This is a genomic window from Streptomyces sp. M2CJ-2 (genome assembly GCF_016757295.1).
In the GTDB taxonomy this organism is placed as follows: Bacteria; Actinomycetota; Actinomycetes; order Streptomycetales; family Streptomycetaceae; genus Streptomyces.
On sequence record NZ_JAESIF010000025.1, the window covers coordinates 24,755 to 37,546 of the forward strand.

The following is a 12,792-nucleotide window of genomic DNA, read 5'->3' on the forward strand; positions in this document are numbered from 1 at the left end:
TGGCTCAGCTCTCCAGGATCTCGACGCGGCCGGCGGTGCCGTCGACACGGATGCGCTGGCCGGTGCGGATGGTGGTCGAGGCCGAGCCGGTGCCGGTCACGGCGGGCAGGCCGTACTCGCGGCAGACGATGGCGGCGTGGCTCATCATGCCGCCGATGTCGGTGACGGTCGCCTTGATCTTGCCGAAGATCGGGCCCCAGGACGGCGCGGTGATCGTGGCCACGAGGATCTCGCCGTCCTGGACCTCGCCGAGCTGGTCGGCGGAGGTGATCAGGCGGGCCACGCCCTCGACCACGCCCGGCGATGCGGCCATGCCGGTGATGGCACCGTCGTCGCCGCCCTCGTCCCCGGCCAGCCACTGCTGGACCTGGTCGGTGGTGATGCCGTAGAGCATCATCGTGAAGGGCTCGGTGATCTGGGCGGGCGGGGTGTTGAGCGCCGGCTGCGGACGGCGGGTCGAGAGCGCGTCGATGATGCCGCGGCGCCGCTCGATCTCGGCCGGCCAGTAGTGCGGTCCGGTCGGCTCGGCGCCGACCGCCCAGCCGGTGACGAGGTCGAAGATCGCGTCGCGCACCTCGTTGCGGTTGAGGTAGAGCATGTCGGCGGGGTCGGCCCAGAAGCCGGCGTCGGTGAGCACACGGGCGAGTTCGCGGACCTTGCGCCAGAAGACGCCCATGGTCCAGTGCTCGATGTAGAAGTTGTGGTTCTCGACGTAGGGGTAGGCGGTGGCGGCCAGACCGCGCTTGGCGTCGAACTGCTCCTGTGCGTCGCCCTGGAGCAGGTCGCGGTACTCTCCGACGATCCGCTCCTTCTCGGCGATCAGTTCGCCGACGGGCCGCATGATGTCCTGCCCCTCGTCGACGCGCCGGATGTAGTCCTTGATGTAGCCGAGCGGGATCTCCTGGTGCTCCATCCAGTACTTGTCGTGGCCGTAGAAGCCGTTGCCGACGGTGAAGTTGAACCACGGGTCCTGCGCGGCCTCGTACGCCGCGAGCCACTCCTCGCCACCCGCGTCGCGGACCGCCCGCAGGGTGCCCTGGACGTCGTCGGGGTCGGCGAACGCCGCCTGGAGCTTCATCTCCACGGCCTTGACGGCGAGCTTCTTCAACTCGTCGTCGGGCCGGAACAGTTCCATGTCGACGCCCTGCACCATCTTCGCGATGGCCTGGTCGGGGATGCCCGGGAACACCTCCTTGCAGTAGCCGAAGAAGTCGAGGTAGGCGAGGTATCCGAGGTTGAGGAACTCGAAGTGGTACTGCCAGTTGCGGTAGAGCAGGGCGATCAGGCGGTCGTAGTTCTCCATCAGCACCTGGGAGCCGTCCATGGCCTTGCCGGAGACGATGTCGTCGAACGGCACGGCGGCGGGCAGCGCGGTGAACTCGAGTTCCTCCATCTCGTCGATCGTGGCGCGGACCTTGGAGTGCCAGGCCTCCAGCAGGCTGTCCCAGTTCTGGAAGTAGTGGCCGGCGCGGCGTTCGAACTCCGGTACTCGGGCGGCGATCTCGCTCTCCGGCACCGGTACCGGGCTCATGTACAGATAGCCGAGATGGATCTTGAACTCGATGCCGTTCGCCGGCGGGATCAGCAGGTGCCGGGTGTTGTACTGGCCGAGGCACTTGACCGCGAACTCGCCGCCGATGGTCTCGAACGGCTTGAACACCGTGGGCCAGTGCTGGCTGTCGCAGAACCAGAACTTCTCGTCGCCGCCGGGGGCGTTGTCGAAGACGAGGTGGTAGGGGTAGAGCTTCTCCCACCCCTCGGCGCCGGCGGGCACCTCGATCTCCGAGGGCTTCGGGAAGGACTTCATGGTCTGTTCGATGGTCATGCGGGTTCCTCTGCGGTTCGGGCTCAGCGGCCAATGAGGGAGGAGGTGAGACCAGTCATGGAGAAGCCGGCCGGGCCCGAGGCCCTGGGGGCGGACGGGGCGGCCGGAGCGGCGGAGTGCACCGTCTCCGGGCGGGACTGCAGGAGCAGGAGGTTCTCGCCGCCGGGCAGGTCGGCGTCGAGTGCCCACTCGACGTCCTGCGGGCAGCCGTAGTGCTTCTCGGCCCGCTTGGCCAGGGTGGCGACGGCGAGCAGTTCGTCGTCGGTCAGGCAGCGCACCGCGCGGCGGTCCGCCTCGACCTCGCGTTCGACGAGCGAGCCGGTCCGCGGGTCGGGGACGAGTTCGGCGTGCTTGTCGCCGAGGTGCTCGCCGACCACGGTGAGCATGACCTTGTCGAGCAGGATGTTGTCGGGTGTGACCTGTCCGGAGACCACCATCTCGCCGACCCCCCACGAGGCGTCGATCACGATCTTGGAGCGGTCGCCGTTGGCGGGGTCGAGGGTCATCGCGACGCCCGAGGAACGGGCGTTGACCATCTTCTGCACCGCGACGGCCATCGACAGGTCCTGCTCGGGGATGTTGTTGCGCAGCCGGTAGGTGATCGCCCTGCTGGTGTAGAGCGAGGCCCAGCACCGTCGTACGTGCTCACTCACGGCGGGGTAGCCGGTGAGCCAGAGGTAGGTGTCCTGCTGGCCGGCGAAGCTGGCGTCGGGGAGGTCCTCGGCGGTCGCGGACGAACGGACCGCGACCGGCACCTCGTCGGGGAACCGCGACATCAGGGTGTCGTAGGCGCCCCGCAGCATGCCGTGCATGTCGTCGGGGACGTCCCGGGACTCGATCGCGGCCCGGATCCTCGCCGACACCCGGTCGACGCACGCTACGTCGTCGGGGTCGATCTCGGCGAGGGCGGCCTGGATCTCCTCGCGCAGGCCGCTGCCGTCGACGAAGCGGTCGAAGGCGGCCGTGGTCACGGCGAACCCGGGCGGTACGGGCATGCCGGCGGTGGTCATGGAGACCAGCGAGGCGCACTTGCCGCCGAGCAGTTCGAGTGCCGGCGCGTGGCCGCTGTCGAAGAAGACGATGGAGTCGTTCACGGGTCAGTCCTCCCAAGTCACCCTGACCGCGGCGGGCGCGCGGAAGGAAAGGTTGTCACCGAAGTGGATGTCGGAGTCGTCGGCGAGGCGGAGGCCGGGCGCGAGGCGGGCGGTCTCCTCGAGGGTGATCTTCGCCTGGAGCTTGGCCAGCATGTTGCCGAGGCAGTAGTGGATGCCGAACCCGAAGGACAGGTGCTCACGGGCGTTGGCCCGGCCGATGTCGAAGGACTCGCCGCCCTCGAAGCGGGACGCGTCGCGGTTGGCCGAACCCATCAGCAGCAGGATGTCGGCGCCCTTCGGGACCGCCACACCGCCGATCTCGGCGTCGCGCAGGGCCTTTCGGCGCCAGCCGACGATGGAGGGGCTGTAGCGCAGCACCTCGTCGACCGCGCCGGGGATGCGACGGGGGTCCTCGACGACCTGACGCCACTGGTCGGGGTGGGAGAGCAGCACCCGCAGGGCGTTGGAGATCAGTGTGGTGGTGGTCTCGTGTCCGGCGAAGAGCAGTGAGTAGCAGACCGAGGCGATCTCGTGGTCGCTGATCGGGTCGCCCTCGGCCTGCATCCGGACCATGTCGCCGACCAGGCTGTCCCGCTCGGTCTCGTGGGCCTCGGCGACCAGCCGGCGGCATTCCGCCCAGTACTCGACGAGGTTGCGGGCGTGCGGCACCTGCTCCTCGTCGGAGAGGTCTCCCCACGTCATGGCCGAGCGGGAGTCCGACCAGCGCTTGAAGGTGTCGATCTGCGAGACGTCGGCGCCGATCAGGGTGAGGATCGTGATCGTCGGTACGTCGTAGGCCAGGTCCCGGACCAGGTCGCCGTGGCGCTCGGGGCGGGCCAGCATCGCTTCGAGCAACCGTACGACGTTGGCGCGGATGTCGGGTTCGAGCACCTTGAACCGGCGCGGGGTGAACGCTTTGGCGGCTACCTTGCGGATCCGGGTGTGTTCCGGGGGGACCCGGGCGGAGAGGCCGGAGTAGGCGGTGAAGCCGCCCTCCTCCATGATCTGCTTCGCCTGCGGACCGCGCTCGCGCACCGGCGCCTGGGCGTTCTCGGAGGAGAAGGTCTCCCAGTCCTCGAAGACGGCCTTGATGTCGTCGTAGCGGCTCACCACCCAGCAGCCGATCCGCTCGTCGTACATCACTGGCTCCTCCGCGCGGAGGGCGGCGTACGACGGGAACGGGTCGTCCTGGGCGAACGGCTCGTAGCCGTGATGGATCGGACAGCCCGGAGCCGTGCCGGCCGGGGTCTGGGTCGACGTCATCCCGCCTCCTGTTCATCACGTCGCCGTGTGACGACGACCTCATCGTGACCCCGGGCACCTGGGAAGGTCCACGCGTGACTTCCGTTGGACGGAAGTGGTTCGCGCTCCGGGAGGCGGCTCGTGCGGGGTCAGGAGCGTCCGCGGCCCGACCGCCGCGGGATGCGGGCGAGGCTGGGCTGGGGGCGGACGGCGGCCGTCTCGATGCGGCGCGCGATCCCCCGCAGGGCCGGCAGGTGGCGGGTCATCGTGGTCCCGTCGCTCGACAGCATGACCAGGCCGATGGCGGCCGGGTGGGGTTCGATGCGGACCGGGACGGCGATCGAGCACGATCCGGCGCGCACCTCCTCCTGGGTGGTCGCGTAGCCCTCGTCGCGGACCCTGCGCAGTTCCGCGGCCAGCCGTCCGGGGTTGACATGGGTGTGCCGGGTGGCCGCCTCGAGCCGGTGGGAGAGGTACGCGTCGCGCACCCACTCCTCCTCGTAGGCCAGCAGCACCTTGCCGACCGCGGTGGCGTGCAGTGGCAGACGTCCGCCGACGCGGGAGGCGCGGGGGACCCGGGTGGAGCCGTAGATCCGGTCGATGTAGAGGGCCTCGTCGCCGTCCCTGATCGCGATGTGCGCGGTCTCGTGGGTGAGGGAGAACAGGTCCTGGAGGTAGGGCCTCGCGGTGTCGCGCAGGTGGCGGCCGGCGTTCTGGGCGACCTCCCACAGCCTCAGGCCCACGGTGTAGCGGCCCTGTTCGTCACGTTCCAGCGCGCCCCACTCGACGAGCTCCTTCACGAGGCGGTGCGCGGTGGGCAGGGGCAGGTCGGCGTGCTCGGCGAGGTCGCTCAGGGACTGCGCGTTGGGCCCACTCTCGAAGGCGCTGAGCAGCGCGAACGCCTTCGAGGTCACTGTGCGGCCGTCACCGCGCACGGGGCCTCCAGAGATCGTCGGGGTGCCATCGTCGCGCACGGTGGGCGGCCCGTCGAGCGCGTAGGACGTGCCGCCCGCACGGGGCGCGGCTCGTGCGGGCGGCGCCCCGTGCGGGGCGCCGCCCGTCGGCCGAAGAAGTGTGCCCCGGCCCGGCCGAAGGCGCCTGCCCGTCTCAGCCGAGCGCGATCCGCTGGGGCGTGCTGTCGATCGTCGCGACCGCGGCGAGGGCGCGGGCCATGGTGCGGGCGGCGTCGGTGAACAGGTGGTCGTGGACCCGGCTGCCGATCAGCGTGTGCGCCTGCTCGCGGGTCAGCCCGAACCAGTCCATGACGGTGTCCACGCCGTGCGGGGTGAGCCGCCAGAGCTTGTCGGCGTCCTTGACCAGCGAGTCGTTGAGGGAGAGCGCGGTGAGCCGGGTGTCGTGACCGTCGATGATCTCGACGATCTCGGCCGCCCGCGCGGGATCGTGGCCGAGCCGGGCGAGGATGTCCGCGGCGATCGCGGCGCCCTCCTTCTCATGGCGCAGAACGAGGTCGCGGCGGCCCCCGCCGGGGCGGATGGCCTCGAGCACCTCGTCCTCGGGCACCCTCGACCAGCCGGTGTCGTGGAGGATGATCGCGGGCAGCACGACATCGCGGTCGGCCTCGGGATGCAGGTCGCACAGGGCTGCGGCGAGGCCGTAGGAGTAGGCGGTGTGGCCGTCGTTGCTCCGCACGTGGAGGTGGTCGACGGCCAGGCGCCACACGGCGTCGTCCTCGGGCCGGAAGCCCGCGGTGCCGGGCACTTCGGTGCGGTCGGGCAGGTGGCCCGTGACGTCCGTGCCGAGCTGGTTGGCGGTCGGGCTCTGACGGGGCAGTGCCGTGTTCATCGTGTTCACCGCCCTTCCGGCCAGCCGGTGTAGGCCTCGGCGAGGTAGGTCGAGCCCGCGGTCGAGCCGGTCACCGCGGACAGTTCGCCCTCCTGGCGCCGGACGTCGAACGGGTCGGCCCCCGGCAGCGTGTGCAGCATCGTGGTCATCCAGTAGGAGAAGTGCTGGGCCTTCCAGACCCGGCCGAGGGCCCGCTCGCTGTAGGTCGCCAGCGGGGCGGTGTCACCGCTCGCGACCGCCCGCTCGAGCTCCTCGGCCAGTACCCGTACGTCGGCCAGGGCCAGGTTGAGGCCCTTGGCGCCGGTCGGCGGCACGGTGTGCGCGGCGTCGCCGGCGAGCACCAGCCGACCGTGGTGCATCGGCTCCTGGACGAAGCTGCGGAACGGCAGCACGGTTTTGGAGGTGATGGGCCCCTCCTTGAGCGTGTGGCCGTTGGCCCCGACGCGTGACTGGAGTTCCTCCCAGATCCGGTCGTCGGACCAGGTGGCGGCGTCCTCCGCGGGGTCGCACTGGAAGTACATCCGCTGGAGGGTCTCGGTGCGCTGGCTGATCAGCGCGAAACCCCGCGGCGAGTGGTTGTAGATCAGCTCCGGCGCGCTGGGCGCCGCCTCGGTCAGGATGCCGAACCAGGCGAAGGGATACTCGCGGAAGTACTGCGTGCGCCGTGCCTCCGGCACCTCGCGGCGGCACAGGCTGCGTGATCCGTCGGCGCCCACGAGGAAGTCGGCGCGCACCTCGTGGAGGGTGCCGTCGGCGTCGGTGAACCGCATGACCGGGGAGTCGGAGGTGAGGCCGTCGACCGCGACGTCGGTGACGCCGAACCGGACGTCGCCGCCGTCGCGCTCGCGGGCGTCGGCGAGATCGATGAAGACGTCGGTCTGGGGGTAGAGCTGGGTCGAGGCTCCGACCAGCCCCTGGAAGTCGACGCGGTGGCCGCCCCCGCCGAACGCCAGCTCGATGCCGTCGTGGCGGTAACCGTCGCGGTGCACCCGGTCGGAGACGCCGGTGCCGACCAGCAGGTCGACCGAGTCCTGCTCGAGGATCCCGGCGCGGTGGGTCTCCTCGATCTCCCGGCGGCTGCGCAGATCGATCGCGACGGAATCGATCCCGGCCCGGGCGAGCAGGTGGGAGAGCATCAGGCCGGCGGGGCCGGCCCCGACGATGCCGATCTGCGTACGGCTGTGAATGCGCGAGGAGGACATGGGCGACATTCTGCGTCCGCCCGAGCCGCCCGGCCAGGGCTCTCTTCCGTCCAGTGGAATCGAGCCGGAGCACCTCCCCCGGTGCGAGCTTCCGGATTCCGGCGCCCGGACATCCACGGAAACCAAACCTAGACAGGTGTCAAATTCTTGGTTAGGTTGACCGGACTTCACCGCAGGCAGGCAGGACTTGCCCTGAAGCGGCAGGTCACACCTCAACGACGAGGGGATCGACTATGGAACTCGACGGCAGGATCGCGGTCGTCACCGGTGCGGCTTCGGGCATGGGCCTGGCCGCCGTGAAGGCCCTGGCGGAAGCCGGTGCCACGGTCTACGGCATGGATCTGCGACAGGAGGACCTCGACCGCGAGTTCGCCGGTCTGGAGCGGGTCCGGGGTCATGCCGCGGACGTCTCCGACTCCGCCGCCGTGAACCGCGTCTTCGACCGGGTCCGGGAGGACCACGGCCGCCTGCACATCCTCGTGAACGCCGCCGGTGTCGCCACGCCGAACAAGGCCAAGCAGGCGTGGGTGGACGGGATCAACCAGAGGATGACCGAGTCCTTCAAGAGCGGCGAGCCCTACCACCCCGAGTTCCTGGACGGCATCTCCGACGAGGACTTCGACCGCGTCGTCGCGATCAACCTCAACGGCACCTTCTACACGATCCGTGCCGCCGTGCCGCTGATGAAGGAGAGCGGCAGCGGCTCGATCATCAACTTCGCCTCCGTCGCGGGGCTCATCGGCCTGCCGATGCCCGCCTACTACCCGGCGTCCAAGGCAGCGGTCGTGGGCCTCACCAAGGCGGTGGCGGCGGAGCTCGCCCCCTTCGACATCCGGGTCAACGCGCTGGCCCCGGCCGGCATCAGGACGGCCATGCTCACGGCGTCCGGCGACGACCACGTCCAGGCCCTGCTGGCTCTCCAGCCGCTGAAGCGTCTGGCCGAGCCCGACGAGATCGGCCGGACGGTCCTCTTCCTCGCCTCCGACGCGGCGGGCCACTACACCGGTCAGACGCTGTCGCCCTCCGGCGGCGCCCTCATGCTCTGACCCCCCATCGACAACCGGACGGAGAAGATCCAGTGCAGCACACCGAAGCCCCGGAGCCCACGGTCGCCCTCACCGAGACACCCGGCGTCGAGCGCCGCTTCCTCGAGGTCCTGGACGACACCATCCGCGCGGACATCGAGAGCGGCGCCTACCACGGGGCGAACGTCATCGTGGCCCGCCACGGCGAGGTCGCCCTGCGCGGCAGCTACGGACTGGCCGACGCCCGGACCGGCCGCCCGACCCGGCGCGAGGACGTCTACCGCATCCTGTCCATGTCCAAGGGCTTCACCAACGCCCTGGTCTTCCGGGCCCTCAGCGAGGGCAGGCTGATGCTGTCGACCCGCGTCGTCGACCTCATTCCCGAGTTCTTCGGCATCGAGCCGTTCCGCGCGGCGCGCAAGGACCGGATCAACCTCGCCCACCTGCTCACGCATCGGGCCGGCATGCCCGCGACGCCCAACCCGGGGCTGGGCCCGGAGGGTTTCGCCGTACTCGCCGATGTCATCGAGGCACTGGGCGGCGTCGACGTCGTGCACGAACCGGGCACGAACCTGAACTACTCGGCGGCCATCAACCACGCGCTGATGGGCGAGATGGCCCGCCGCGCCTACGGTGCCGACTCGTTCCGGGAGCTCATGCGGGAGAAGGTCTTCGGCCCGATCGGCATGACGCACACCAGGTTCGGGATGCCCGCCGAATGGCGTGACCTGGGTGTTCCGCTGAAGGTCATCGTCGCCAACGACTCCTGGCTCAAGCCCGAGGACATCGAGTGCCTCGACGGGGTCATCGACCGCGAGGACGCGGAGATGCCCTGGGTCGGCGCGGTGTCCACCATCGACGACGTCTTCGCGTTCACCGAGATGCTGCGGAACAAGGGGCGCACCGGCTCCGGGGAGCAGCTCATCGGTGAGTCGGTGCTGGACTTCGCCACGACCAACCAGACCGGCGACCAGATCAACGACCTCTACGGCATGGTCGCCGCCGCCCGCAAGTGGGACCTCCCGCCGGGCAACATGGGCCTGGGCATGGCCCTCGCCGGCACGGGGACGCACGCCCGTTTCTTCGGCCCGTTCGTCTCGCCGCGCACCTTCGGCTCCTACGGCGCCGGTTCGTCCCTGCTGTGGGTGGACCCCGTCTCGGGCATGTCCTTCTGCTTCCTCTCCTCCGGGGTGATGGACGAGGGCGACAACGTCGCCCGCTTCCAGAAGCTCTCCTCGATCGCCGCCTCCGCGGCAACCAGCGTCTGACCCGCGAAAGGACCAGGCCATGACGTCACTGCAGGAAGAGGCCCGGCCCGTGGGCCGCTGCCCCGTCGCCCACGGTTTCGACGCGATGGGGGACGACTACTACCGGGACCCGGCCGGTCATCTGGCCGCGGTCCGGGACACCTCGCCGGTGTTCTGGTACCCGCACCTGAACGCGTGGATCGTCACGCGGCGGGAGGACTGCCTCGCCGTCCTGTCGGACTGGCAGACCTACTCCTCGGCCGCCAACTCGGCCGCGGACGTGCCGGCGAAGCACCGGGAGGTCTACCCGCCGGATCTCGTGTCGAAGATGATCGTGGGGCAGGACCCGCCCGGGCACACCGAGACGCGGTCCGTGGCGCAGCGGGGCTTCGTCAAGGAGCGCATGGACCGGCTGCAGCCCGAGATCGAGGCCAGGGCGCACCGCATCATCGACCGGTTCGAGAACAACGGCTGCGCGAACCTGCTCGAGGAGTACTCGCTGGAGCTGACCACCCAGACCATCATGGCGCTGCTGGGTCTCGGCTACGAACACGAGGCGATGCTGCGGCAGTTGCGCGACGACCTGTTCGCCGTCCTGTCGTCCGCGCACGAGCCGCTGCCCGAGCCGGCGCGCTCTCAGGTGTGGGACCGCTTCGTCGAGGCCAACCTGAAGCTGCGTGCCATCGTCGAGGAGCGGCGCGACTCCGATGCCGACGACATCATCTCCGTGATGGCGTCGGCCCGGGCGAAGGACGGCTCGTACGCGCTGCCCACGCCCCAGATCGCCCTGCACGTCTCCGAGTTCGCCGCGGCCGGCACGGACACCACGGCCCAGGCCATGACCAACGCGGTGCTCTTCCTGTCCCAGAACCCGCAGGCGCTCGAGGACGCGCTCGCCGAACCGGAGCTCTGGCCCCGGGTCTTCGAGGAGACGCTGCGGCGGCGCCCGTCCTCGACGTTCACCTCGCGCCGGGTGACGCGGGACGTGGAACTGTCCGGTGTTCACATCTCCGCCGGTGACATGGTGTGGGTCGCGCTGGCCTCGGCCAACACCGATCCCGAGCACGTCGAGCGGCCCTTCGAGTTCGACATCCACCGCCCCGATCCCACCGATCACCTGGCCTTCACGGCCGGACGGCACACCTGCCTGGGCAACCCCCTGGCCCGTGTCCAGGGCGCCACGGGGCTGCGGGTGCTCTTCGAGCGGCTGCCGTCGCTGCGCCCGGACGACACGGACGAAATCGACTTCCTGCGCATGGCCCTGCTCCCGGTGCGCCGTTCGCTGCAGGTGCGCTGGGATGTCGCGGACGTCGAGCGTTCCCGGACGCGGACCGTGCGCACACTCACCCTGGAGGTGACGGAGCGCACCGAGGCGTCGGAGGGAGTCGTCGCCCTGACCCTGAGCCATCCGGACGGCGGGGAGCTGCCGCCGTGGAAGGCCGGGGCCCATGTCGACGTCCATGTGCCGGGCGGGGACGGTGAGCCGTGGGTACGTCAGTACTCGCTGTCCTCCGACCCCGAGGACCGCACCTCCTACCGCATCGGCGTGCTGCGGGAGCAGGCCGGCCGGGGCGGGTCGGCGGCGGTGCACGACGCGCTGCCGGTCGGGTCCCGGGTCACCGTGTCCTGGCCGCGCAACAACTTCCGGCTCCTGCCCTCGCCCCGCTACCTGTTCATCGCGGGCGGCATCGGCGTCACCCCGATCCTGCCCATGATCCGGGAGGCCGAGCGGGCCGGCGCCGAGTGGGACCTCGTCTACGGCGGGCGCACGCACGCGTCGATGGCCTTCCGCGACGAGCTGGCCCTCCACGGTGACCGCGTCACGGTGGTCCCCCAGGACGAGCTCGGGCTGATCGACCTGCCCGGCCTGCTCGGTGAGGTGCGCGAGGGAACGCTCGTCTACGCGTGCGGCCCCGAGCCGCTGCTGCGGGCCGTGGAGGAGAACACCGCCCACTGGCCGAAGAACTCGCTGCGCCTGGAGCGGTTCGCCCCGAAGCCCGTGGTGCGGACCATGCCGGACACGCCGTTCCAGGTGGAGTTCGCCGAGTCCGGGACGGTCGTCGAGGTCGGCGCGGACGAGACGATCCTGGAGGCCGCCCAGAAGGCCGGGCTCCCGGTGGTCTCCTCGTGCAAGACCGGTACGTGCGGCACCTGCGAGACGCCCATCGTCTCCGGCCGGGCCGACCACCGGGACTCGATCCTCACCCCGTCGGAGCAGGAGGCCGACAGGACCATGCTGATCTGTGTGTCCCGGGCCGCGGCCGACTGTCCGCGACTGGTGCTGGGCGGCTGACGCCGGGCCGTTCCCCCACTCCCCCACTCCGTCGGGAAGCCCGTTCGCCGGGTTTCCCGACGGAGTCCTGTGTCCGGTCGGTCGTCCGGTCGGTCGTCCGGTCAGTCGTCCGGTCAGTCGTCGAACAACTGGGCCCACTGCCGTGCCAGTGAGGTGAGGATCAGCTCCTCCCGCTCCTTGTGGCCGCGGATGTACAGGAAGTAGAAGTTGCGTTCCAGGCTCATCATCAGCGTGGCCATGTGCACTTCGCGCTCCGCCCGCTCGCCCTCCGTCGCACCGTCCAGGTGGAGCGACGCGTGGGCCGACGAGACGCGCCGGATCAGGCCCAGCCATTCCTCGAGTACGTCCGGGTCGATGGCCATGGCCTGGTTGACGGCCTCGAACTCGGTGGCGTAGCGCAGCCACATCTCACGGGCGGTGCCCAGCCACTCCCGCATGGCCTCGGGTGTGTACCCCGGCATCCCGTCCAGTACGGCGTAGAGCTCGGCCACCTCGGCCTCGATCTCGGCCATGCGGGCCCTGATGATCTGGGACTTGCTGTTGAAGTACAGGTACAGATTGGCCCGGCTGCTGCCGGCCGCGGCCGCGATCTGGGCCATGGACGTGCGTTCGTAGCCCTGTTCCTTGAAGAGGCGCAGGGCCTCGTCGACGAATCGCTGACGGGTGGCGATGCTCTTGGCCGTACGGTTCGTTGCCATGCGGAGTACCTGGCTCACGAGGAGAAGCGACGGGTCACGGGACACTCCTGGGCGGTCGGCGCGGCGGTACGGCACTGCCGGTGCAGTCTAGCCATCCGGGCGAACCACGATGCGGGGGTGCTCCTCGCACTCCGATCGGGTGAACACCGGTGGCGCGCCCCTGGGGCACCGCCGAAGCCTGGGTTTACCGCCGGGCCGGCCGCCGCGTACAGCGGCACCCCGGCACTCCGGCCCTCAACTCGTCGAGTTGGAGCGGCTCTTCATGCCTGCCCGGACGGCGACCGGGCGGGTTCTCGCACATGTCCCGCCTCCCGGCCACGGCGCCCCGTCACCTGAACGGCAGAACGTCGCGACACCCGGAGT

At 70.3% G+C, this 12,792-nt stretch carries 10 protein-coding genes; 3 read left to right on the forward strand and 7 right to left on the reverse strand.

Annotation, left to right across the window (positions count from 1 at the left end):
- Positions 1 to 4 precede the first annotated feature (4 nt).
- The 6 genes from JL475_RS19925 to JL475_RS19950 all read right to left on the reverse strand — a co-directional run bounded on the left by JL475_RS19925 (position 5) and on the right by JL475_RS19950 (position 7,166).
- Positions 5 to 1,825: a PEP-utilizing enzyme gene (locus JL475_RS19925; protein WP_202279147.1), complete on the reverse strand. Its 1,821-nt coding sequence runs from the start codon at positions 1,823 to 1,825 to the stop codon at positions 5 to 7.
- 23 nt (positions 1,826 to 1,848) lie between these two features.
- Positions 1,849 to 2,919 carry a PEP/pyruvate-binding domain-containing protein gene (locus tag JL475_RS19930; RefSeq protein WP_202279148.1) on the reverse strand — a complete coding sequence of 357 codons (1,071 nt, stop codon included), beginning with the start codon at positions 2,917 to 2,919 and terminating at the stop codon, positions 1,849 to 1,851.
- A 3-nt stretch (positions 2,920 to 2,922) separates the two neighbouring features.
- A complete protein-coding gene (locus JL475_RS19935; RefSeq protein WP_202279149.1) occupies positions 2,923 to 4,182 on the reverse strand; it encodes a cytochrome P450 in 1,260 nt (419 codons plus the stop codon).
- Positions 4,183 to 4,310: 128 nt separating this feature from the next.
- Positions 4,311 to 5,096, reverse strand: a complete 786-nt coding sequence (locus JL475_RS19940) for an IclR family transcriptional regulator (RefSeq protein WP_202279150.1) — start codon at positions 5,094 to 5,096, stop codon at positions 4,311 to 4,313.
- A gap of 172 nt (positions 5,097 to 5,268) precedes the next feature.
- Positions 5,269 to 5,964, reverse strand: coding sequence for an HD domain-containing protein (locus JL475_RS19945; RefSeq protein ID WP_237407695.1), 696 nt, complete (start codon positions 5,962 to 5,964; stop codon positions 5,269 to 5,271).
- A gap of 5 nt (positions 5,965 to 5,969) precedes the next feature.
- The gene (locus JL475_RS19950) at positions 5,970 to 7,166 is read right to left on the reverse strand and encodes a 4-hydroxybenzoate 3-monooxygenase (RefSeq protein WP_202279152.1); all 1,197 of its coding nucleotides are present in this window, start codon (positions 7,164 to 7,166) and stop codon (positions 5,970 to 5,972) included.
- 233 nt (positions 7,167 to 7,399) lie between these two features.
- On the opposite strand from JL475_RS19950, the gene JL475_RS19955 reads away from it, so the two are divergent.
- The 3 genes from JL475_RS19955 to JL475_RS19965 are packed head-to-tail and all read left to right on the forward strand — an operon-like array spanning position 7,400 to position 11,731.
- On the forward strand, positions 7,400 to 8,212 hold the full coding sequence (locus tag JL475_RS19955; protein WP_202279153.1) for an SDR family NAD(P)-dependent oxidoreductase: 813 nt from the start codon (positions 7,400 to 7,402) through the stop codon (positions 8,210 to 8,212).
- Between the two features lie 32 nt (positions 8,213 to 8,244).
- On the forward strand, positions 8,245 to 9,459 hold the full coding sequence (locus JL475_RS19960; protein ID WP_202279154.1) for a serine hydrolase: 1,215 nt from the start codon (positions 8,245 to 8,247) through the stop codon (positions 9,457 to 9,459).
- Positions 9,460 to 9,478: 19 nt separating this feature from the next.
- Entirely contained in the window at positions 9,479 to 11,731 is a 2,253-nt protein-coding gene (locus JL475_RS19965; RefSeq protein WP_237407679.1) for a cytochrome P450, read from the forward strand.
- A gap of 113 nt (positions 11,732 to 11,844) precedes the next feature.
- Here JL475_RS19965 and JL475_RS19970 read toward each other — a convergent pair whose 3' ends face one another.
- Positions 11,845 to 12,429, reverse strand: a complete 585-nt coding sequence (locus JL475_RS19970; RefSeq protein WP_202279155.1) for a TetR/AcrR family transcriptional regulator — start codon at positions 12,427 to 12,429, stop codon at positions 11,845 to 11,847.
- Between the last annotated feature and the right edge of the window lie 363 nt (positions 12,430 to 12,792).

Excerpts from the sequence above, each read along its gene's own strand:
- JL475_RS19970 (WP_202279155.1), bottom strand. The coding sequence starts at position 12,429 with ATGGCAACGAACCGTACGGCCAAGAGCATCGCCACCCGTCAGCGATTC.
- JL475_RS19950 (WP_202279152.1), bottom strand. The coding sequence starts at position 7,166 with ATGTCCTCCTCGCGCATTCACAGCCGTACGCAGATCGGCATCGTCGGG.
- JL475_RS19945 (WP_237407695.1), bottom strand. The coding sequence starts at position 5,964 with ATGAACACGGCACTGCCCCGTCAGAGCCCGACCGCCAACCAGCTCGGC.
- JL475_RS19925 (WP_202279147.1), bottom strand. The coding sequence starts at position 1,825 with ATGACCATCGAACAGACCATGAAGTCCTTCCCGAAGCCCTCGGAGATC.
- JL475_RS19965 (WP_237407679.1), top strand. The coding sequence starts at position 9,479 with ATGACGTCACTGCAGGAAGAGGCCCGGCCCGTGGGCCGCTGCCCCGTC.
- JL475_RS19955 (WP_202279153.1), top strand. The coding sequence starts at position 7,400 with ATGGAACTCGACGGCAGGATCGCGGTCGTCACCGGTGCGGCTTCGGGC.
- JL475_RS19935 (WP_202279149.1), bottom strand. The coding sequence starts at position 4,182 with ATGACGTCGACCCAGACCCCGGCCGGCACGGCTCCGGGCTGTCCGATC.